16 protein-coding genes are annotated in these 25,012 nt (G+C 38.7%); all 16 read right to left on the bottom strand.

The genetic code is table 11. The annotated features are described in order from the left end of the window. Nucleotides 1-192 precede the first annotated feature (192 nt). Nucleotides 193-1,179, bottom strand: a complete 987-nt coding sequence (locus tag ACRD7B_RS19445; protein WP_430826309.1) for a type II toxin-antitoxin system HipA family toxin — start codon at nt 1,177-1,179, stop codon at nt 193-195. Continuing rightward, nucleotides 1,176-1,505 carry a HipA N-terminal domain-containing protein gene (locus ACRD7B_RS19440; RefSeq protein WP_430826308.1) on the bottom strand — a complete coding sequence of 110 codons (330 nt, stop codon included), beginning with the start codon at nt 1,503-1,505 and terminating at the stop codon, nt 1,176-1,178. The genes ACRD7B_RS19445 and ACRD7B_RS19440 overlap by 4 nt, the downstream gene beginning before the upstream one ends. Further along, complete coding sequence (locus ACRD7B_RS19435) at nt 1,502-1,723, bottom strand: helix-turn-helix domain-containing protein (RefSeq protein WP_430826307.1); 222 nt, start codon at nt 1,721-1,723, stop codon at nt 1,502-1,504. Before ACRD7B_RS19435 ends, ACRD7B_RS19440 begins: the two co-directional genes overlap by 4 nt. Nucleotides 1,724-2,562: 839 nt before the next feature. Continuing rightward, nucleotides 2,563-4,164 (bottom strand): glycoside hydrolase family 43 protein, encoded by a 1,602-nt coding sequence (locus ACRD7B_RS19430; RefSeq protein ID WP_430826306.1) that lies wholly within the window; start codon nt 4,162-4,164, stop codon nt 2,563-2,565. Nucleotides 4,165-4,223: 59 nt separating this feature from the next. Further along, a complete protein-coding gene (locus ACRD7B_RS19425; RefSeq protein ID WP_430826305.1) occupies nt 4,224-5,435 on the bottom strand; it encodes a glycoside hydrolase family 27 protein in 1,212 nt (403 codons plus the stop codon). A 243-nt stretch (nt 5,436-5,678) separates the two neighbouring features. Beyond that, nucleotides 5,679-7,061 carry a cellulase family glycosylhydrolase gene (locus tag ACRD7B_RS19420; protein ID WP_430826304.1) on the bottom strand — a complete coding sequence of 461 codons (1,383 nt, stop codon included), beginning with the start codon at nt 7,059-7,061 and terminating at the stop codon, nt 5,679-5,681. A gap of 4 nt (nt 7,062-7,065) precedes the next feature. Then, entirely contained in the window at nt 7,066-8,070 is a 1,005-nt protein-coding gene (locus tag ACRD7B_RS19415) for a cellulase family glycosylhydrolase (RefSeq protein WP_430826303.1), read from the bottom strand. Further along, nucleotides 8,071-9,276, bottom strand: coding sequence for an AGE family epimerase/isomerase (locus ACRD7B_RS19410; protein ID WP_430826302.1), 1,206 nt, complete (start codon nt 9,274-9,276; stop codon nt 8,071-8,073). 23 nt (nt 9,277-9,299) lie between these two features. Continuing rightward, on the bottom strand, nt 9,300-10,694 hold the full coding sequence (locus ACRD7B_RS19405) for a sialate O-acetylesterase (protein WP_430826301.1): 1,395 nt from the start codon (nt 10,692-10,694) through the stop codon (nt 9,300-9,302). Between the two features lie 21 nt (nt 10,695-10,715). Continuing rightward, the gene (locus ACRD7B_RS19400; RefSeq protein ID WP_430826300.1) at nt 10,716-12,122 is read right to left on the bottom strand and encodes a glycosyl hydrolase; all 1,407 of its coding nucleotides are present in this window, start codon (nt 12,120-12,122) and stop codon (nt 10,716-10,718) included. 156 nt (nt 12,123-12,278) lie between these two features. Then, on the bottom strand, nt 12,279-14,561 hold the full coding sequence (locus tag ACRD7B_RS19395; RefSeq protein ID WP_430826299.1) for a hypothetical protein: 2,283 nt from the start codon (nt 14,559-14,561) through the stop codon (nt 12,279-12,281). A 28-nt stretch (nt 14,562-14,589) separates the two neighbouring features. Next, a complete protein-coding gene (locus ACRD7B_RS19390; protein WP_430826298.1) occupies nt 14,590-15,831 on the bottom strand; it encodes a glycan-binding surface protein in 1,242 nt (413 codons plus the stop codon). 19 nt (nt 15,832-15,850) lie between these two features. Further along, complete coding sequence (locus ACRD7B_RS19385; protein WP_430826297.1) at nt 15,851-17,551, bottom strand: RagB/SusD family nutrient uptake outer membrane protein; 1,701 nt, start codon at nt 17,549-17,551, stop codon at nt 15,851-15,853. A gap of 12 nt (nt 17,552-17,563) precedes the next feature. Further along, a complete protein-coding gene (locus tag ACRD7B_RS19380; RefSeq protein WP_430826296.1) occupies nt 17,564-20,770 on the bottom strand; it encodes a SusC/RagA family TonB-linked outer membrane protein in 3,207 nt (1,068 codons plus the stop codon). A gap of 213 nt (nt 20,771-20,983) precedes the next feature. Further along, complete coding sequence (locus ACRD7B_RS19375; RefSeq protein ID WP_430826295.1) at nt 20,984-23,569, bottom strand: beta-mannosidase; 2,586 nt, start codon at nt 23,567-23,569, stop codon at nt 20,984-20,986. A 9-nt stretch (nt 23,570-23,578) separates the two neighbouring features. Next, the gene (locus ACRD7B_RS19370; RefSeq protein ID WP_430826294.1) at nt 23,579-24,958 is read right to left on the bottom strand and encodes an MFS transporter; all 1,380 of its coding nucleotides are present in this window, start codon (nt 24,956-24,958) and stop codon (nt 23,579-23,581) included. Between the last annotated feature and the right edge of the window lie 54 nt (nt 24,959-25,012).

Raw genomic sequence — 25,012 nt, 5'->3', positions numbered from 1 at the left:
CATCCTCCGTAGTTCGTTCCTCACTCCTCCATATCTGCCACCCTTGCTCCACTCGCAGTCGGCTCGACCCGCCATTCCACCGCAATCCGCCTACGCTAGCCGCAGGCGCTTGAACCTTTTACTTTACATCATACATCTCGAAATCCAACCATCGAACATTCCTGCTCCATTTATATTCAATATGAGGTAATATTATTTCCTGTTTAGTTTTTTTAATCGGGATAGATATGCCTGTTCGTAGTTACGGCTCAATTTATCAGATAAGTATGAGTGGCTAATTAACCTAAGGACTTCGTCCTTTTTGGAACTTAGTAGAGAAAAAATATCATCAATTAGTTTTATATTAATTCCAGCCATTTCTCCAAGCTTATGAAACTGTTCTTTTACTTTTCCTTTTGCTTCAACTGGAGGCAATAAACCATCTTCAAGTGCGAAATCTTTATCTTCAATATGAATTCGGCTATTTAGTAAGTCGTAAGCTGGACTCAATTTAAAATCTCCAAACTCAGTTTGTATGAGAGAAAAGTTTTTAAAATGTGCATCTCCATTAGAAAATATGTAGTTAAACAGCACAAGCTTTAATAGCTTAGGAGCTTCAACACTGTAGGCAGGGACAAACTTTTTTAGTATTTCAAATAATTCATAATAGTTACCCTGGTATTTATAGTTTGCTCCATGCGTTTGAGGGGTTCTTTGCGCTAACGCAGCAAAATCTTCTTGTGCCCACTTAGTGTCGTCACCTTTAACATCAAATCGCTTAGTAATATATGCTGGATCTCCATTGCTAAAAAAAATAAGTGCGTTCTCAGCAGTTTCTATATTAAAAACTTGTCTGGCTAGTTGCATCGTTAAATGCTCGTTGGCTGGCATCATTTCAGGATGCTTACCTGCATCAGGTTTAGGTTTAAGTATGTATTGTCCATGTTCACCTTCATTAATGAGGCGTAATTTGTTTTTGTCCAACAAAACGGAGAACTTTTCTTGTACGCCTGAAATAGACATCCTTTTTCGATTATCTTCAAATAGTTCATCTGTTACTTCGTTTGTTGCTGGCGATTCATAAGGAAGTATATGACTTACCTTTTTTCCATTGAATAAACGCTTTAAAGCTGTTGATGCATAGGTGTTATTTCCTTCTTTTAATGTACTAGGGCAGTATTTGATATCAGGTAAACTCATACATTATCTTTTTTAATGACTCTAACTGCTCCAATGGTGTCATAGGTCGCAGTAATTAGTAATAAGCTAAAATGATCTTCTTTATCAATACGCATGGCATGACAAACAACCTGTTTATTAGCTCCTTCCGGCAACATATTATAAAAAAATGGGAACAAATACTCAGACTGGTATTCTTGCTGATTTTTAGGTAGTGTAAGACTAATAGGAGGTTTATCGGTGGCATTAATCCATGCATCATGGTAGCGAAATACAAATGCACCACTATCTAATTGAGTAAGCAAGCCTGCCTCCTCGTTTTTATAGATGACCTTAGCTTGTCTCATTCACTTGGATTTAGCTTTTTTACTTTTAATGTTAGTTCTAAGCCCAGTGCATCAGCCATTTTACCAAGCGTCTGCAATGTAGGATTACCTTTACCACTCTCAAACTGCTTTAAGGCTCTAAGACTTACACCAGATAGGTCTGCTAACATTTCTTGGTTTACCTGCAGCATTTCTCTTCTGGCTTTAATGGTTTTTACTAATTCTGAAAAGTGCAACATAACGCTCTATTTGTGTCAAAAATAAAGAAAACTTTAAACAAATACTAGTGAAAGAGCATTAAATTGCACTTGAAGAGATTTTTTAGTTGCCTGGTTGTATTTTATGACAGAAAAGTGCAGTTCACTGCACTTAACGATAATCATTCTACAAATGAAAAGTATTCTATTTGGCACATCGACCAATAAGTGGATCTATTCTTGTCGAAGGTGGTTTAAGCCTTTAAGGCTGGGATAATATTTACAGCTCTATACAAGTAGTAACTTTTCTTAAACATCTCAACATCAAACATCCTAACATCCATTTCGATCCAAACCTCATCTCCATTCAACATAACATCCCTCACAACAGGAAAATACTAACACGTATTACGACAACAATTAGAAAGATTAAGACTGAAGACCTTGCCAATGAATTAAACATGACCATAATATCCTTTAGCCGCTTAATCAAACAACGTACGGGTACATTTGTAGAATTTTTAAATGATTTCCGGATTGGATGCGCCTCCAGGATGCTATTAGATTAAAATGACAGCATTGCTGAGATAGCCTTTAGATGCAGCTTTAATAATTTGGCTAATTTTAATCGGATATTCAAGCTCACCAATAAGGCGAGCCCTTCAAAATAATCAATTAGAGGGTCTATCCATACAGAAAGGTCACCACTGACACCATCACCGTATGCGTCTCCGCGTTGACATATAAAAAAATGCCAATCAAATTAGGTTGGCATTTATTTCAATTAAAAATCATAGTGCATCCTCATTTAATAATTAGTAAGGATGTAAAACTCGAATATAAGTAAACAATAAACTATACGTCATTCCAGAGACGCTTACTTATAATCCTTTATACTCAAACCAATCAAAACTAGCAGTGTTCTTTGATACTTTACCATTACTAGTGGCATATATACCCACACCTGGACCATTGAACTGAGCATTACCTTGATAATCGGCAATAACAATCAAACTTTGCTTCTCTCCAATAGGTACTAACTTGTCTTCTGATTCTCCATAACTAAATTGAGCCTCTAAGTCATTTCCTTTAACATGCAGATAAACATCTTTTTTGGTGTATGGAATACGAGCAACTTCTGTCTGTTCACCTTTAAAAGATTTAATCAGAACAATTGCTTTTTTATCTTTTAATAGTTTAAAATGGTTCTCGTTTGTACGATAAACAGTTAGCCCTGCATGTTCATTATCTTTAGAGGTTTTGAAGCTCATCTCAGTCATCGCTTCGAATTTATGGTGCTCAATTCGCCGAATTAACATGGATGAATTAACTAAACTATCCATTACCTCGGCACGTAGGCTTATAAGAAGTTTGCCAGCCTTAAGAGCAAAAAATGGCTCTTTGGGAGTACGAACAGTACACCATGCCATTCCTAATTTATCTTCATTAAAATCTTCACGAACGGGCTCTTTATCGATGGGGGTCCATGGCAAGTCAGGGCGCTTCTGGTGATCTAACACATGTCCATATCCAGGATTAAAAATGGGTGTTTGCCCTTCAAATTGCACTTTAGCCAAAAATGTTTCGCGAGCTAAAGTTGTTTCCTTATCTATTCGGCGCTTACCAAGTAATACACACCACCACTCTCCATTTTGTGTTTGTACAAGGTCGCCGTGACCGACAGCATGTAAGGGGTAATCCTCACCTAAATGACGATGTGTTAGAACCGGATTAATATAATCGGCGACATAAGGCCCATTGAGAGAATCACTATGATGCGCTGTTATGGCGTGAAACATTTCCGTTCCACCTTCGGAAACCATCAGTAGATACTTACCATTAATTTTATAAATGTGAGGTCCTTCTGTGTAAGGTGCATTATTAGCATGCCCAAAAGTTAGAAAAGTAGGCTTTCCCACTAACTTTTTTTGTTCCAAATCCAACTCCTGATTATAGGCAACGGATTGTGCTCGCCAAGCTTCATTTTCAACGCCCTTCATGCCAGTATAGATGCATCTACCAGCATCATCCCAGAACAATGAAGGATCAATACCTGGAGCGTCTGACAGCCAAATTGGATCGGACCATGGCCCGGCTGGATTAGTGGCCGTAATATAAAAATTCATTTTACATCCTACGCAAGTATTGATAATGTAAAATACACCATCATGATGTCTGATTGTAGGTGCAAACAAACCAAATTTATCTGGCAAGCCATCAAAATCAACCATATCAGGTCGATCAACAGCATGACCAATCAATTTCCAATTAACTAAATCTTTACTGTGGTATATTGGCAAGCCTGGAAACCAAACAAAGGTGGAGTTGACCAAGTAATAATCATCACCAACTCTGCATATGGATGGGTCAGGATGAAAACCTGAAAGAATAGGATTATTAAAATTTTCAGGAGGCGCTTGTGCATTTAATCCAACTAACGTAGTAAATGACAATAAGTTAATCAATACAAATAATTTCATCATGACTTCACTTAGATATACCTATTTTAAAACAACATGAATTGACAACAATTTATTTGCATTTACTCTGTCGGAATCAACCTTAGCATTAATACATCATGTGCTCCTATAGTACCTTTGAGCTTTGTCTTAGTTAAACCCAAATCCTTATGACTATATAAATCACGTACTTTATAAACCTTATTATTTACCTCCAAAGATCTGTTTGATAGGTCATCTTTTACAGGATGCCATGCCCAATCGTGATTTAAATCGATGGCTTTATCACTCATATTTATGAAAGCAAAAGCCCATTCTCCATCATTCAATGGTTTGGCCCAAATCTCTATATCTCCTTCATCAGAATGACAATAAGCTTGAATACCTAGCTTATCTTGGTTCACTTCAATAACCTCCTTATTTGTAAGTATTTCAATGGTTTCTTTTGAGGCCGATCGCAAATCATTACCCATAATTAAAGGAGATGCTAACATAGACCACATGGCAAAATGTACGCGATCTTCAGCCACAGTCATTCCATTCCCAACCTCCATCATGTCAAAATCATTCCAGTGACCAGGTCCTGTGTGCTTACGTATGTCTTTACGCAACTTAATAATTGGCCATACGCCCAACGAACTCCAAGTTCCATGCCCGACAGTACAATCCCAGCAATTGATAATATCACCAGTTACACGCCACATATGTCCCATTTCTTCACCCCACTTCCATGGTTCATTATCACCCCATTCACAAATACTAAATATGATAGGACGACCAGTAGCATGCAATGCATCTCGCATGGTTTGATAAGCACCCTTTGCATTTAAATTTTCAGTATTACACCAATCGTATTTCAAAAAGTCCACACCCCATTCAGCATACAACTTGGCATCTTGATATTCGAAACCCCTGCTTCCAGGATAACCAGCACATGTTTTACTACCTGCACAATTATAAATACCAAATTTCAAACCTTTAGAGTGAACATAATCCACTACAGATTTCATTCCATTTGGAAATTTAACTGGATCAGCCACCAAGTTGTAATTCTCATCACGCTCCATAGCCATCCAGCCATCATCCAAAACGAGGTATTCGAATCCTGCATCTTTTAAACCTAAATCCACAAATGCATCTGCAATATCTTTAACTAAGTGTTCATTAATATTGGTTCCAAATGTATTCCAGCTATTCCATCCCATGGGTGGCGTTAATGCTAAATCATCAGCTTTTTGAGCAGAAGTCCAAACACATACCAGCACCATTAGGGCAATCGTTAATACTTTCTTCATATTCTGTTTTATCATTATGAGATTGATCCAACACATAAACAATGTGCTTCAATCCTGTTATAATTTTATCAATCTTAATTCATAACCAATCAAACTCTTGGCAAGCAAATGACTTTCCTAACTTGAACTGATAGGAAACAATGGTCTACTGTATAATTCAAAAGCTTATTTTAATAGTTCTAACCATCTCATTTTAAGGATATATTCATACACACCATGAGACAAGCCAATATCACTTAAAATCTATTTTACTTGGTTCACAATAGCATCCGCAATTGTAGGAAAAGACCATTGATAATTATCACGGTTGATAATACCAAAATGGCCTAAAGCACCATTGTCCCACCAGATTGGACAAATACCTCGGCAAATACATCCATTCGCAAAATAGGCAGCATGCTTAACACGCTCTTCCAGATTATCATGATTTAGGTTACCCCATTCACCCATCACAACTGGAATACCATTAGCAATAAACTTGTTTACAACTCTATCAAGTTCGGCATCTAGGGCCAGCTTTTCAGCATCTGTACCCCAAGTGGTGTTGAAGTCTGACTCGGCCAAAGCAAATTTGTACGGAAAATAATTATGCACCGAAACAATAAGGTTTGAAGAGTTAGGTAATACAAGCCCATCCATTGCCACTTGACTTGATGAAGCAGCATAAGGCGAAACCATGATATATCGATCAGTATTGTTCCCACCTGAATTTCTGATTGCCGCAACAGCAACATCATGAAACTGATTAATGCAATCACGCCCCTCAGCTGTTCCTCCAGTCCATTCTTCAGCCGAACCTTTCAAGCGCGTTTCATTAAGGGTTTCAAACACCAAGTTACGATCATATGTTTTAAATCGTTCGGCAATTTGTATCCACACTTTTTCTAATTGATCCTTTGCTCCATCAAGCTTTGCATAAGTAGGGATGAGCCATTCTTCATCGTGATGAATATTCACAATCACATGCATTTTATTATCCAAAGCATAGTTAACAACTTCCTCTACCCTATCCAGCCATTGTTTATCAATGGTATAATCAGGTGCATCACCCATATGATATTGCCAGGTAACAGGCACACGAAGTGTTTTAAATCCTTTGGCACTAACCGCATCAATCAACTCTTTAGTAGCTAAGGGATTTCCCCAAGCTGTTTCATCCTCACTTTTAGTGTCTAGCGTATTACCTAGATTCCACCCAACCTCCATACTGGCAACAAACTGCATTCCTTCTGTATCAATAAAAGGTGCTTCACGTGTTGTGAAAGATATTTGTATTTCCTGTGTAGAAGGCACTCCAAAAGTATTAATTACAGCGCCCTTTGGAATTGTTATTTCATAGACTGTTTCATATTGTAACTCAACAGCAAAAAGCAGTTTGGTGAATGAGGCCTCCACCTCTGTTGCGGAACCATTTATGCTAATGCCATGATTTGATGCAAGCGATATGACTTCATCAAAAATAATTTCAATACTTGTTGAAAGTTGCACATCAACAGCATTATTTTCTGGGATACTTGATTTAAGTACAGGTGCAGGTTTCTGCACATCTTTATCTTTTGAACACGCGGCACAGCCAATTAACTGCATTGCAACTATAATCAAGCAAATGTATCTCACCATCATCATATAATTATTTCTTATTAAATATTGTAGCTTTTTTAGCCGTTTCACTTATGCCTACTGGAGAATTAAATATTTCTTCACCCCAATAAGTCAAGGTTTTCCAATCTTCAAAAACTACCAAATCAAGCCAATTATTTTCTTCATTATTACCTGTCCACGACCACACCAAATAGCCCATATTCAAATCGGCACAGGTCTTTAGAATCTGCTTGTGGTTGACCGAACAATTTAAATTATTATCTCCTTTATTATAATTATATCCAAATTCACCAACAATAAGAGGAATTGATTTATTGCGAGCTTCCATTAAATCATTTTTGATTTTCTCTTCATCATTCCACGAACCATACATGTGCACCGAAAACAACAAATTGTGCAATGGATCAAACTCTATCAGATCATTTCCATACAAAAGAATAGGCTGAATATTTTGGCCCCAACCTGGTCCATCAATAACAATGGTATTTCGATACCCGCTTTGTCGTAATTTAACTAGGCATTTCTTATAGGCATCTCTCCAATATTCTGCTGATAATCCGTTAGATCCCCATTCGTTGGCAATATTTATAATTAAATACTTCTCATATTTATGGATGATCGATTTCATTTCATCACTGGTAAAATACGCTGCCATCTGATAGAGCTTTGCTGCCGTTGAATCGCCAGTTGCATCATGTAATTCAACCATCGGGATCATCTCCAAATCAATACACTTTTGAAGAACACTATCCAACCCATCGGCGGATAAATGACTTTCCCATACTAATCGAACACAATTCACCTTTTGATCAGCAATAGTCTCCAATGCTTGATATGATTGTTTAGGATGCCAGGCATTAGGGACATTTATACCTCGCATAATAAATGGGTTTCCATTGGCATCCAGCAACTGTGATGCCTCTGTTTTAAAACCCGTATAAATTTGTTTCCCATGTTTTGATTGACAAGAAGAAATGCTTGAAATTAGAATTATTACAACAAGGTGGTATATCTTACTATTTGAATACTTCATTTAACTTGAGATTAACTTAATACGAGTGATGGCTTCCATTAAAGCTCTTGAATTGTGATAAGGGCATTTCCAGAAACCTACTTTTGGCGGTTTTAAATCGGGCACTCCATTTTTATCAACTTTCCAGAACCATTCACCATTCTTTTTATCTATCACATTATTCAGGACGAATTGCCAAACATCAACCACAGCTTTCAGGTATTTTGTATCAGATGTGTTTTGATAAGCATCGAGTAAGCCAACCAGAGCTTCTGCCTGAGGCCACCAATGTTTATCAGTATCCAAGTGCCCACCTTCCTTTTCATAAAAAATACTGCCATCCCTATCCTGCCCTTCGTTCATACACACATCAACCATTTTTAAGGATGCTTCTTGCAACTCATCTACTAACTCCTTATCCCGAATAAAATGTGCTGCTTCGTTTAATAACCAAGCACCTTCTATATCGTGTCCGTATGACTGTATGTTAGATTTAACACTCCAGTCTACATCAAAAAACAAATTGAAATGGAAAGTCTTTTTATCAATAATTTTATCGCGAAATACCTTTAGTAAACCTTGAATACTTTGTTTTAGCTCTGCATCAGGCCAACATCGATATAAGTTTGTATATGGCTCAATGATGTGTAAATGTGTATTCATTGACTTAGGCTCATTGGCATCTTTGGAACTTAAGCGCATATCATCCAACAATTGCCAATCGTTTGCCAGCGCTTCAATGTAACCACCATGCTTTTTATCCTTATAATTAGCTTCTATCAAATTAAAAAGCTGAATCGCGTAATCTAGACTTTCTTTTTTGTCAGAAGCTTTATAGTACTCAGAGAAACCATAAATTCCAAAACCCTGAGCATAGGCCTGTTTACGACTATTTTCTACCTTTCCATTAGTATTTACCGACCAATACAAACCACCATATTCCTTATCCCAAAAATATTGTGTCAAATACTTGTAGGCTCTGTCAGCCAGTTTTAAATAAGCAGCATCCTTAGAGAAATTATAGGCCGCAGAAAATGTCCACAACAAGCGAGTATTGAGGACAGCGCCCTTCTCAGTACATTCGCTTAACTCACCTTCACCATTGAGCTCTGCAACAAATCCACCGTTCCGATGATCTAAGGTATTGTTAGCCCAAAATTCAAGTATATTTTTCAACTCCTCCTCCAATTGAGGAAGAATAATTGTGTTTATTTTATCTAGAATCATAATCTACTTAAGTGAGCATTTATTTATTCCATATCTTCTTCAGATGTAAAGCAAGAAGCTGGCAAACCCTGAGCATTAAACAAGCCTGGAGTTGCATTACTGCTCCATGCAAACCTAACCCCAATGGGCTTTTCCACTTTCTTATTATACACCTCAATACTGTTATTTTTAATTTTAGCTTTTGCCGGAAACCAAGTACCATCGCTATCTTTTACTTCAAATAATTCCAATGCAGACCCTTTTTCATAAAGACCTTCGCTATAATGAAATTGCACTAGAACCTTATTGCCCTTTGTTGTGAAAGATGAATAAAGTGGTCCCGAAATTGGCAAATCACTTTTCCCATAGGTTTGGTTTAAAGCTAGATTCGCAAATCGCAATCCAGCATCAATCTTGTTTCGCGGATGAATATCTAGGGTATCCCCAATATCACTCACGACGACCATGCCTGAATTATCAATGACACCCAATGCTCGTCGTTGTGCTTCGCGCACTTGCGCTCCAGAAACTGGGCCATAGTTATTCCATGGTGCTATCTGCGCATAATAAAAAGGGAAATCTTTTTTAAATCCATTACGCCAGGAATCTACCATAGTGGATAACATTTTGGTATAGGCTTTGGGGTTTGCTGCATTTGTTTCGCCTTGATACCAAAGCACTCCTGCTATATTGTAAGGCATTATAGGTGCGATCATAGCATTATATGCTTGACCTGGTTCACGGGCACTCCATGCCATTTCTTCAATTTTTTTCGACTCTTCTAATAGAAAAGCATCATTATTTATAGTCGCTTCAGGCATCCAAATTTCAATTGGTGAACCTCCCCAGGCCGTATTAATTAGACCGATTGGCACATTAAGTGAATCCTTTAATGTACGCCCAAAGATGTAACCAATGGCACTAAAGTATTTCATTGATTCTGGTGTACATGCTTGCCATTGACCTTCAACATTTGATTGAGGATATTGCGAAGTGCGGCGCGAAACAGTGAAAAAGCGAATATTAGGATGCTTTGCATTCTTGACCTCTTGCTCAGAATTATCAAAACCCAGTTGAGCATGCCATTCCATATTTGATTGGCCCGAAAGAAGCCAAACTTCTCCTAACAACACATCGTTTAATACAATTTTATTATAACCTTGAATGGTAATTTCATAAGGCCCTCCAGCCGAAGGGGTAGAAAGGTTAACCGACCAATCGCAATGGCTATTACCCCAGGTTTCTAGTGTATCGGTACTCCATGAGGTTGTTACTGTAACTTTTTCGGTAGGATTGGCCCAACCCCATAACTTTACTTCACTGTTTTGTTGAAGCACCATATGATTATTAAAAATGGAAGGAAGAGAAACTTTTGCAGTTGCCAATTGCCAAGTTAAGGCAAGTAACAGAATCGATAAAAGCTGTTTAGCTAGTTTCATGGTATATTGTACTTTAATTATTTATTTCAGTGAAGGCATCTCATCACGGGTAATTACATAATCCGGATTTAAAGCATCATTCCACCAGGATGCATTGGCGAATTGATGATCTGTTGATGCAAAATCGGCGTCATTAACGTTATGTGTTCTATCATGATCGCACCAAGGCATAAACCACGACCATTGAGCTCCTTTGCTCCATTGAGCAGACACATTGGCTACATTACCTAACTCACTTAAGGTAATCATCTTTGTTGGGTAAGCTTCTTGAAGCTCCTTAAATAACTCAGCTAAACCCTCGCTATCATTATTGTTATAAACATCCTTCCCGATAATATCAACATAGGCATCACCCGGATAGAAATCGGCATCCTTTGTTTGTGTGGTCCACACCCAAATGAGATTGTTAACCCCTTTCGATTTAAAATAGTCAAACATAAAGCGCCAAAGTTCAACATACGCATCGCCGCCATCCAATCCCCACCAAAACCAGGCTTGCCCATTGTTATACTCATAAATATTACCAGCTGCTTCGTGAAGCGGGCGCCAAATCAATGGAATACCTTCGCTTTGAAGTAACTGTATATAAGTAATCAACTCATCAAAATCAGCTTTCGCCACCTGATTTTCCCAGGTTCCGTCAATGGGCACATTCGATGGTTTAAATGTGACTTTAATACCATCTTCATTTTCGAGCCGAAATGTGAATTTTGTATGATCTGTAATATTTTCATTGGGTGGAATATTCCAATGCCATGAGGCTGTAATCAATCCGTTATTGGCCCACCAGTCTTTTTGCACATCAATGTTATTATAATCAATCCAATTAGCTGGCGCCCAATTTAAAAAGATATAGTCAATACCAATCATAGCTGGATATTTGCCCGTATGCTGTTTCACCCATTCTGCTTCATTGGTATCCACCGCACCATTGCTCATAGCAGATGACAGCGTTTTTATCCCATAGTTCTCTTTCAGGAAATTGTACACATTAACGGCTTCAGGAGATGAATTACCAACAGCTAAATCAGCATCAATACTTACTGAAACAGGATCTTTAGTTCTAAAAGAAATAATAATTTCATCTGCAGTGCTTCCATCTGGTCCCTTAATTACATGTGCAGGAATCTTTAAGGAATATTCAGTAGCTTCTTCAAGAGTCACCTTAATAGTTAGCTTTTTGTAAGCAGCCATTGCAGCGTTAACCTGAACATCATTCAAAGTAATTCCATGCGGTTTTAACAGGATAACATTTTGATTAAAAATAATTTCTATGGATACATCGCCTTTATTTACATTGATTGCATCCTGAAAACTACAACTTACAAATTCTGGCGGATCGGTATCAACAACAGCATTCCCATCACTTTTACTACAGGCAAAAACTAGTAATCCAAATCCAAATAAACCTATCCACAATCTCATCATGCTACCTTTTTTTAAAGAAAGCCTTCTCAAAGCGAGAAAGCTATCTTTAAATTTTAAAATATAATTTTTTGCGATTCTTCTTTATTATGTTTTCCATAAGGAGAGGTATTCTCCTCCCCTTATATCTATTTTTACAGTTACAAAAAACCGAAGAGGCTATTTGAGCGCCACTTTAGTGACAACATAATCACCTCCATAAGCCCCAAAACCACCATTATTCTGAATAGATGCAATATCTTCGGCGGTTAATTTAAACGATACGCTCGATGTACCTGCGGTTATCAATATATTTCCTTCGCCCGATTCATCACCCGAATCTGTTGCAATCGGAAGCGTAGAAGGCAGTGCGGCCCAGTTACCATTACCAAGACGCATTGTAGCATCAGCATCTGCGGTGTAGTAGACAAACATAGTTTGCCCTACTGTCAATCCGCTGAAATCATAACCACCCCAGGTTAAATTCGTGAAAGATGAACTCCAACCAGAAACTTGAACCGAACCTTCCCAAATGGCTGTTGGCGGGGAGAAGTCCTTCACCCAAGAGATAGATGAAACAATCATGCCGTCGCCCTGAAGAATAATTGAATAGCCCCAATCGCTATATGGGAACAATGAGATTGGTAGGTCGATATAATCAGAAGCCGCTAATATTGCAGCATTTTCATCAGTTGTGCCATCGTATGCAAGCCCCCAGTGACCATCAAATGCTTTCATTTGTGGAGCGTCGTTGGTCTTAGTGTACCTGATGCGCACATAAGAATCAGCCGGGGCACCTGAAAAGTCAACATTCAACTCATAATTCGCACTCCAGTTGGCCAACTCTATTGGTGTATTATATAGAACCGTTTCAACCAGCCCAGATGCTTCAACCTTAATTGTATAGTCCACATTTGTGGTGCCAGACACCAAGGTCAATTTATTATCGCCAACATCAGTTCCTACGGCAACATAAAGCACAGTTCCTACCAATAAATAAGGCGTATCTTCATCATTAAGAAGCACATTTGTAAGACTTCCACTGTTAACAACCGAGCACTCCAACAGATCACCAACCGTTGTTGTTTCCGAAGCAAATTCAGAAACTGCACAGAAAGTAAACGCGTTGATAGCTATGTTTCCTGCAGCAACAGTTTCTCCATTATCCATCACCAATTTTACACTACCTGTTTCAGCCTCTAGGGGAACAACTACTTTAAAACCATCACCCGTAGCAGTTGCTTCAGCTTCAAGGTCTCCAAACATAACCGTTTTCACACGGCTGCCCAAAGTCGATACGATATTAAGCGCATCCAAAGGAGTAGCCATTGAAGGAAAGGTTGCTACTGGTTTGGTCGTTACAAAACCATCAACGGTTACTGTTGTACCATTGGCTGTGGTCAATGTAATTGGTCCGCTCTGAGCGACTGCTGCTACTTTGAGATTCATCTTTCCATCAGTAAGCGTCACTGCCATAGCCTCGCCCCCTGTGAATGTTGCTGTAGTTACTAAGTCCAAATCGCTACCGCCAATAACTACCGTTTCATCAATGCCATAAGAATCCTTCACCTCTTCGATACCGGCCGTAGGTTCAACAAGTGTAATGTCGCCAACTGCAATTTCAATGCCCGAAGGTAACAGCGATGTTGCGGCGCCACTTTTTGCATTGACTGGTATAGTCATCACAATGTTAGAAGCACTTTGGCTTGTAAATTCAGTCACCGTAATGTCACCACCCAATGTAATACCAGTTATCAGGTCTAGATCTGATCCTGCAATTGTTAATGCAGTACCAGGCTTAACCGGATTTGGCGTTACTTCAGAAATAAGTGGGATAAGGATGTCCAGGTCATCCACCGAATAAATAATAATCGGGTCTTCGGCTCCATTGGAGATAGCTAATTTACCCGTTTGAGCTTCAGCCGGCACCATAAGTGTTACCTGTTTTCTTGACTTGGTTAAAAACTTTGAACTATCAACCACTACACGATTGGTAAAAATTACCTCACCTACTAGGTTAAGATAATCCCCGTCAATGGTTAAAGTGGCTCCAGGCTTGATGGAAGAAGGTGCAAAGGTTTCAATAGAAATAGGCTCAGAATAACCTATTTCTGTTTTAGTTGAAAAACTAGTATTATCAGTTATTAGTGTAACATATCCTACTTCAGCCTCCTGAGGCACAATTAGCTTGATACTCTTACCTGTTTGTTCGGTGAATTCAGAATTAACTATCTCTAAATCGGGTGGTATTATAATACTTGTTACCTGATCCAGTTTATCACCAATAAATCGTAATTCAGCTCCACGCGCAATAGGCGAAGGCCCATAGCTATATAATGTTGCCTCATTTACACCACTATCTTCATCCTTACTGCATGAAGTAAGAATAGTGCTTAGGCTTACAAAGCCGACTAAAACCATTAGCAACAATGATTTAAAATATCTTTTATATTTGGTTTGCATAGCAAATCGTTTTTAATGTTCAATAAATCTACATAGGTACAATACGAATGTTGTCAATGCACATGTGCACTCGGCAATCTTCACCTTCCACACCACCGTGCCAAACAAAGAATGTTAATCCTCCAAGCATATCATTTGTTACATTCTCTCCGGCATCTTTGCCATCGTGGAAATAATGAAATTCTTTCATTGGGATCGAAACGGTTATCCATCCATCCGTTTTAAAACTCCCCGATGAAGCCCAAGGATTCCACAATCCTCGCTGGGTAGCATTATCACCGATATAGCCATTGGTTCCACTCACCGAATATGGAGTGAAAATCATTTGCAGAGCAGCCGATTTCCATTCTTCAACCACATAACACTCAAATTTAAGGACAGCCTCGTTTAAATCGCCGTCATAGAATGGTACATCTGGACGACCATTAGAAGCATTCCACAAGTTAAAACTATGCGCATCTTCATTCCAGGTAGCTCCAATTTCACCAGATACATCACCATCAAAACGAACATAATTACCATTAATGCCAGCAGGTTCAGAGTTGGCAATAACACCCGAACGCCATCCGCCGGCTGCATCCAGATTATCCCAATCTAAAATGTAGTTGCGATCATCACGGAAGAAGAAAGATGAACGACCAGCACCGTAAATGCTTTTGACAGTTAACTGTCCAGAAGCAGCGCCGGCTGGTACATTTACCACGATTTCATCAAAATCATCACTAACAGCAACCACTTCACCAGATAACTCACCAGGGAATATCACTTGAATAGGTACATTGGGATCGTTGATAAAATAACTACCCTTGATAATAGCCTGTTCACCATCTGCAACAAATTCACATAACATCGATTTGGGTGATGGAGGAGGCACAATCACATTAAAATCATGTATTATCGTATCCGAACCAGCTACCATGTAAATCTTATTAGATACCTCTCCTGGTATTTCATTAGGAATGGTCACAATAAGTGAATTGGAGGTCATAAAACTAGTATTCAAATACGCTTCTCTATCATTGAACCACATTTCGGTAATGCTGGTTAAATTATCACCAATAAGTGCTATGGTTGTATTTAAAGAAGCACTCACAATAAGTGAATCAGATTTGTCCGGATCGGTCATTCTGATGTAATTCACACTTGGCACTCCTCCGCTTACCTCGTATTCATGCGGATACTCTTCACATGACTGCAACAAGCCTATTCCTGCGATCATTAACAGAGACAGAAACAGTGTATATATTTTTTGCTTATTTATCGTTTTCATATTGAACTCTTTTGTTGAATTAATTATAACCTATGGAACCAAAGTCAAAGTCAACAGGTTCGTCCATTAAACCGGGGTTTAATGAGAGATCAACTTCAGGGAATGGTATTGTAAAATCGTCATCGCTTAAGCCAGTTACTGTATGACTGGTAATGTTCAAGTTTGAATCATCTTCCTTGGTATAGAAATCTTCCAGTCCTTCCCAGGTACCTCTTTCTTGAGAAAGAATTTGGGCTTTAGCCGCTTCTGGATTATAATAATGCAGACGAACCAAGTCGTACCATCTGTCACCTTCCATGGCAAACTCAATACGGCGTTCGTGGTCGATCATGGCAAAATCCAGACTGGTTTCATCCTCATGGTTACCTTTTAAAGCACGCGCCCTAACAGCATTAAATGCAGCCAGTGCCGAAGCATCAGTTGTTGAAGCACTATTACCTAACACCGCCTCGGCATACACCAGATAAACATCAGACAAGCGTAAAATATGTGTACTTAGTGGAGTGTGCATACGGTCGAGAGTTTCGTAGCCCTGTGCCTGAGCGTCGGCCAAACGACCAACAATGTGCTTGGCAACGTTAGACCCTGTGCCACTCGCAAAACTGATAGCACCACCATACATACCATCTGTTGCACTATCCCAGTTATAAGCAAAACCACCCATTTCGGTCCAAAAATAATCGTAGGTATCACCAACCATCATCATTGTTGCTTTTCGTCGCGAATCGCGATAGTTACGCGACAATGTGGTTGCACTTTCTTCAAAAGCGGATTGTAAATCGATAGTTGGATACACCCAGTTACCCCATGACTGAACAGCATCGGAGAAGTTAGTCATTGACAAATCGGACTGCAATGAATTTTGACTGGTCCATTGTGCACCAACTGTCCAGTGCCACGCAATAAGGCTTTCTTCACTAAAATTTCCTTTCAACTGAAATATTTCATCATATTCAGGGTGAAGAACACGACCACTGTTATCTATTACCAACTTAGCATATTTAGCGGCTTCGGCTAATTCAGCTTCATTGCGCGAACCGCTCATGCCGTATCCTGACTTAGTCAAATAAACTTTAGCTAATAAGCCATAGGCACTGTATTTATCAATACGTCCTTGCATATTTTCTTCAGGCAACAGTTCAATAGCATCATGTAAAATCAATGTAATATATTTATATACATCTTCAACCTTGTTACGCTTTAGTGTTGCGGATGAATTATCAGCAATGATAGCCGCATTATCATGTATAATTGGCACTGCGCCAAAACAACGTACCAAATAGAAGTAAGTCATTGCCTTCCACACCATGGCTTCACCCTTAACCGTATTCTTGGCTTTTTGCGATACGCTGGGGCCTGACTTTAGATCAACGTTCTGGATAACTCCATTACAATAGGCATTAACCGACCACAATGATGCTGAAGCATTGGCAATATCAGCATCTGAGTTATTGAGTACCAAATTGGTATAACCATCTCCAATATCAAAAACAAGATTACCAGCCATCACATCACCAATTTTCATAAAACCACGCTGAAAATCATACCATGGTGAGTTATAAATGGTATTTACAGACTGATACAGTTGCTCATCGTTTTGATAAAAACTATCAATCGTGTAGGTGTCCTCTGCCGGACGCTCTAAAAAATCTTCACAAGATGATACAGCTCCTAATACTAGGATGGCTATAATAAATCTTTTAAAACTATCTATTTTCATAGCAAATACGTATTAGAATGAAACACTTAAGCCAAAAGTAAAAACCTGTGGCGACGGATATCGTCCATTATCCAAGCCAAATACATTGGCACTTTGAGTACTGGCTCCAACTTCTGGGTCAAAACCAGTGTAGTTGGTAAATGTAGCTAGGTTTTCGACGCTACCATATACGCGGGCATTGTCGAGGTGCAGGCGTTCAGTTAAATACTTCGGAAGCGTATAACCTAAGGTGATGTTTTTTATACGAATAAATGACCCATCTTCGATGTAGCGATCCGATATTCGATCATTATCGTTAGGGTCGGTACCAGTGGCACGTGGAATATTCGTATTTGAATTAGCAACTCGTACATTCGTAACATCAGACCACCATACGCCTGTATTATTACCATCAATTGGTACCAATCTAGCTCTATCATTTACAACATCGAGCTGATTGGCCCAAAGGCTTTTCATATTTGAGAGGCTAATGGCCGTATAGTTCATGACATCGTTACCATATGAGCCATTTATAAAAATACTTAAATCGAAGTTTTTATATGAGAAGGTATTATTAAACCCAAAAGTAAAATCAGGCATTGGTGAACCAATATTGGTTCTATCGTAAGAATCAATGATGCCGTCTGGCTTTCCATCGGGTCCGCTAATATCTTTAAATTTCAGGTCACCCACATAAGTGGTTGTATTTATTCCAAATACACCATCAGAGGGATAACCAGAAGGTCGCGGGCTATTTTGTAAATCGTCTAAATCCTGATAAACACCATCGGTAACGTATCCGTAAAAATTAAATAAAGGATCACCTACTTCAGTTAATGACACCACATCGCTCCACTGCCCATATCCTTCAATGTGCGCCGACGGTGTGCCATCTAAGGCCACTAATTCATTGCGATTCAAAGAAATTTGGAAATCAGTATCCCACGTAAAGTTACGTTTAAAATTATGCGTCGTTACAGATACTTCCAGACCTTTATTGTTAATCTGTCCGAAATTACCCCAGGGAGCTGCTAGTGCACTGGATGAATTACCTCGCGTACCCATGTATGATGGTAATTGCAAAGGCATTAACATATCTTTTGATGTTTTGTCATACACTTCAAACACCACATCAGCAAAATTAAATAGGGTCAAATCCAAGCCAATGTTAATCTGTTCCTGCTTTTCCCATTGGATGTATGGGTTCGCTATGTTTGACTGACGATATCCAGCTCCTAAACCAGTATCCATTTTAACAATACCTGCACCCCACAAGTAACCGCCAATATTCTGGTTTCCAACCTGCCCCCAGCCAACACGTAGTTTACCGTTACTTAAAAAGTGTTGTGCCCATTCCATAAAAAACTCGTTACTAAAGCGCCATGAACCAGCAAACGAATGGAAACCAGCCCATCTGTTTTCAGGTCCGAAGTTGGATGAACCATCACGACGATAAGTGTAGGTCATCATGTAACGATTATCGTAGTTATAATTTAAACGTCCAAAATAAGACGCATTGGTAGCACTTCCGAACCCATAAGTAATTTGAGGCGTACCATCACCCAATTGTGGGTTTTGGATATCGTTACTTGGTAAGTTCGTATTATACACACTTTCGAATTCATAATTATTTTCCCACATATCCTGTCCTATCATAACCGTTCCGCTATGTCTACCAAAAGTTCTAGAATAAGTCAGGTAGTTCTTCACTTGCCAGAATGTATTTTTATTGTTTTGCGCTCGCATGGAGTTAATAGGCCGTTCCCAATTGCCATAAACAATGGTTGGTCTAAATACTTCTGCTTTTGAAAAATCAAGATTCATTGTTCCTTCGGTATGTAAAACCAAATTTTCCAACAGGGTTGCATCAAAGAACACAGTGCTACCAAACGAATTTCGACTTAAGAAGTTATCATCATCCATGGCCATTCCAATAGCATTAGGCTGTGAAGTTTGCCCCTCTCTGAAAATACTGGCATAAGTACCATCCATGTTATAAATAGGCATATCTGGTGTGGTTTGCAAGGCAATACGAATAATACCAGCCTCTGAATCGGCAAGTCCAAGACGCTCATCCGTTTGTGAATAATTAACGTTTACCCCCATTTTTAACCAGTCTTTGAGCTGAGCATCAAGATTAGTCCTGAAAGAGAAACGCTCAAATTCAGTTCCAATAACAGTACCTTCCTGATTTAAATAGCCTCCTGACACATAATACCTTAGCTTATCACTACCACCTGATACATTAACCTGATGTTGTTGAACTGGTGCAATCTGAAAGATGGATTCCTGCCAGTCGGTACCATGACCTAACAACGAAGGATCTAGAAATTCAGGACGTTCTTCTCGTCCGTTGGTTTGAGCAGCCACAGAATTACTGAACTCTGCAAAGTCTGTCAAGTTCATGATGTCAATAAGCGTGTTTTGGCGTTGCACACCGTATGATCCCTCGTAGTTAAACTTAGCATCACCTTCTTTACCACGCTTGGTCGTGATAATGATAACACCATTAGCACCCTGCGAACCATAAATTGCAGTAGCCGAGGCATCCTTTAATATTTCCATCGATACAATATCATTTGGATTAAGCTTTGAAAGCGGTGAGACACCCGATGTTGGCGAATTACCTAAAGCATCTCCTAATCCTAAATCATGACCACCAGTAGCAGTATTCTGCATCGGCACTCCGTCAATCACATACAATGGCTCAGCTCCGGCATTAACCGTACTTTGTCCGCGCACACGAACACTGACAGCACCACCCGGTTGACCAGACGTAGAAACAGCCGTAACACCAGCAGCACGCCCTTGCAGTGCCTGATCGATGTTGGCGATACCAGCGGCCACCAATTTATCTGCATCCAATGAAACAGAAGCACCTGAAAGGTCACTCTTTTTCATGGTTCCGTATCCAACCACCACAACTTCATCCAACCCTTCAGTATCCATTTGTAATTGAACATTCAGTACTGTCTGAGTACCCACTTCAATTTTTTTATTCTCAAAACCAATAAATGAAAAGTGGAGAATAACATTTCCCTCCGGCAAACTAAGGGTATAATTACCGTCAAAATCAGTAATAGTACCTTGTGTTGTACCTTCAATTTGGATAGATACGCCCGGTAAGGGCTCATTCATATCATCCGTTACTGTTCCAGATATTGTCCTGTTCTGGCCAAAAATGGAATGAACCACCAGAAACATGACAATAACTCCAAATAATCGCAGATTCAAATTCATAAAACTTGTTTTAATTAAATAACTATATTTCATTAGTGTATACTATACACTTACATATTTGGGCAACATTTTAATCATCTATCCATGGTTGAAAAAATCAACTATGAATATCTTCACAACTCTTGTTTCTTTAATTCTATGCTTAATTCCCTAACCTCAGAATCAGGTCAATCCAAAAGTATGTTGTTTAATACTAATATATGTGTCAATTTGTTAACGTCTTATGTATCGATGGTTAACATATTTTGAACTCACTGAATATGTAGCACTTAAAACCTTAATTCTTTTCATGTCACCAGGCAACAAATCAAAATAGTTATCATCGAGTATTAAACCGGAAAGTTCATCGTATAAGTATAAATTTCGAACGAGTGTATTTGACGAAACTAGTAAGTAAGTTTCACCTTCTGCTTCTTCAACTTTCACATTAATTTTAGGTTCCCTTAGTTTCAACTCTTTCTGACTTTCGAAATAATGGTATTTAGAACATAAAACCTCATCGTTTTCAACAACATTTAAAACCAACACATTTGTGGTTGCATCCAATCTTGGAAAGTCGGAGGTTTTAATCGAATTTAATTGTGTACTTGTATTTTGCTCAATAACAATATCTGTCGTTTCATCCTGAAAAATATTACCTTGGAAATCCATTAATTGCATTCGCAGTTGTGCCTTTCTATCCTCTAGTAAATCGGAAACCACAAACACATCAACTTGTTGGCCATTATTAACTGTACTAAGCATAACGGGTTCAAATGCATCTCTAACTGCATAATGAACAGCTTTCCATTTATGGTAATAATCAGTACTACTCCAGCTGGCTACTGGCCAACAATCATTTATTTGCCAATACAAGGAACCCATGCAATAAGGCATTGCCCGCCGATGAGCTTCAATAGCCATACGAATACCATGTGCTTGCAAGACTTGACTCATGTACAAAAACGCTTCAAAATCGTCGGGTACATTATAATACCAACCCATATATTCTCTTATTCGAAGGTTTCCGATCCCGCTTCGCTGATGGGCCGCCATTACATCCGACTCGATGTTATAATCATCGGGCTGCGTATAAGTCTGCACAGACTCAAAATCAGGAAATGATTGAAAACCATACTCACTCATAAATCGAGACCGATATTTATCAAAGTCTTCAAAACGATGCAAACCATGCCATACCCCCCAATAGTGCATATCGCCAGAAGTATTTTTATCACTGGCATGCATTTGCGGATCATAGCCTGCTTGTGGTGATGACGGCCAATAACTCATATTATCCGTATAGTTTTCAACCACCTCGGGCAAAACTGCATGAAATATATCCGTATAAGCTTTATGGATTTCTTCTTGTTGCTCCTCAGAATATTGCTGCTTCCAACCCCATCCTCCTTCACCAAAATGATGCCATGCGGTATTTATCTCATTATTTCCACACCACAAAACTATTGATGGATGATTACGAAGTCGAACCACGTTATCAATGGCCTCTGCTTTAATATTATCCAACATGGCATTATCGCCTGGATACATTGAACATGCAAACATAAAGTCTTGCCAAACCATAATACCATTGCGATCGCATAATTCGTAGAAATAATCATTTTCATAAATACCACCACCCCAAACTCTTAACATATTCATATTGGCCTTCACAGCATCTGATACCACCTTTTCGTAATCCTCTTTTGCCACTCTTGGTAAAAAACTATCATTCGGAATATAATTAGCTCCCTTAGCAAACACCCTAACTCCATTTAATTCAAACAAAAAGCTCTCTCCCTCTTTATCCGTTTCACAAACTAATTTGATGGATCGTAAACCTGTAGAAACGGTTCGTTTCGAAATAGCACTCCCATGTACATTTTTAATTTGGACTCTAAAATCATACATATTGGGAGCTCCTAAACCATTACTCCACCACAATTTAGGTTGTGCTATTTCAAAAGGAATTGAAAAACTATTTGCTCCTTTTTCAAGAACAAGTACTTGCTTTGCCACAAGCCTTTGCTCCTTCATATTTGTAATCTCAACTTCGGCATTTATTTGATGTTCGGCACTTATTTCAATATTAGCAACTAACTGTGCCAATTCAGCTGTAACGAAAGGTTGCTTGATGTATACCGATTCTAAATTTAGATCATTCCAGCACTGAAGCTCAACCGATCGCCAAATACCAGAAGTGACAAATCGTGGCCCCCAATCCCATCCGTAATGATAACCAGCCTTACGCGTAAATACAGATATTTTCTTATCGTCTAAACCTCCATTTTCCGATTGATCATTATTGGCAGGATACGAATAGGGCGATGCATTATACAACTCTAGACCTTTCTTCACTGGAGAATGCAAATAAACTTTAAGCCGATTTTCTCCTTTTTTGATGTAATTCTTAACATCAACCGACCATTCTCGATGCATATTAAATGCCTCAAGTATTAAGCTATCATTCAGATAAACATCGGCATACGTATCAAGTCCATTAAAATGTAGCTCCACTTTATCATTCGATAGTATTTTATTATCTGCAATAAAAACAGTTTGATACAACCAGTCTTTCTTGTCAATCCATTGCAAATCCTTCTCATTGGTTCTGTAAAAAGGATCTTCAATTTGACCATTTTTCAACAAATCAGTATGAATGGTTCCCGGAACAGTTGCATCACCTGAATGATCTCCGTCTATTTCCTGATAGGTCCAGCCATTATTTAATGATTTCACAATCATACTCTCCTCTTTTACTTGCTTACAAGCAGTGAACAAAAACAACACACCTATTGCCAATCCTATTATTCTATACATAACATTTGTTTATAGTTCCGATTTTCTTTTCTCTTCTAATTCTGCAATAATACCTTCCATTTTTTCATCACTTAATTGATAAAACATAATGGTTAATCCAGAAATAAGGGCAGCTGCTCCTGGTACAAAACTCATCATGTATTTTATACCTGTAATGGTTTCGTGCGATTGAACAACATTGGCTTCAAAACCATAATAAGCCAACAACCAAAGCGTAATTGAACCTCCTATTGTCCAACCAAGTTTTTGTGACATACTGGATGCTGAAAACACTAAGCCCGTAGCCCTGCGTCCTGATTTCCATTGTGAATAATCAGCAGCATCGGCATACATCGACCAAAGTAATGGGAAAATTATCCCGGCACAAAAGCTGATTATAGCCTGCAAAGTATAGATCAGCCATAAGTTATTGCTATCGGCAAAATAGAATAAAGCACTTAAGACAGCAGCTCCAAACATGGCATACATAAAGGTGTTGCGCTTGCCTAAAAATTTTGAAACCGGCTGCGCCATTATAACGCCAAACATATTAGTTGTTTGCCCTAGAAAAAGATAGGCTGTGCTATAAGTAAGTGTTGTTGCTGAAAATGTAATGGCAGCCTCGTCAATCACATAATACTTAAAATAGTATAAGGCAACTCCATCGCGTACAGAATTGAAAATGAGTGTTGCAACTCCTGCACCTAATAAAATGAACCAAGGAATATTACCCAGTAGGTTTTTAATATCTTCCTTTAAATTGTTCTTCTGCTCTTTAGGTGGTGAAATACGTTCCCGAGTCCATGAAAAAGTAAGTAGAAAAAAGAAAACGGCAATCATTCCGACTATTATCATGGTAAATTGATACGAAGTAGCTTCACTAAAGCTAGTTTTAAACCAGTCCACCAAAGGTTGATAAATAAGCACCACCAATATGCTTCCGGCAAACGCAAATACCATTCGATAAGAAGCAAAGGATGTTCGGTCGTTTGATTTTGGAGACATTACTCCCAGTAAACTGGCATAAGGAACATTTATTGCCGTATAAGCCATCATCATTAAAGTATAGGTTACATAGGCATAAACTAACTTGCCCGATAAACCCAAATCTGGAGTTGTAAACATTAATACACCAATTAAACCAAAGGGTATAGCTACCCAAAATAAATAGGGTCGGAACTTACCCCATCTGGTATTGGTTCTGTCACAAAGTACACCCATAAAAGGATCGTTAGATGTATCCCAAATGCGTGTTACAAGCAACATTGTACCAACAGCTGCTGCCGAAATACCGAAAACATCAGTATAAAAGATGGGAAGAAATATGGAAAAAATCTTCCAAAACATTGATGATGCAGCATCACCAAAGCCGTAGCCAATTTTTTCTCTTAATATGACTTTTTCTGTCATGAAACTGGATTTTTATAGCTGTAAAACCTACACTAGTATTTTAAACCAAAGAAC

It is taken from the genome of Carboxylicivirga fragile (genome assembly GCF_050589805.1).
Lineage (GTDB): Bacteria > Bacteroidota > Bacteroidia > Bacteroidales > Marinilabiliaceae > Carboxylicivirga > Carboxylicivirga fragile.
This window is presented reverse-complemented; position numbering and strand designations above follow the sequence as displayed.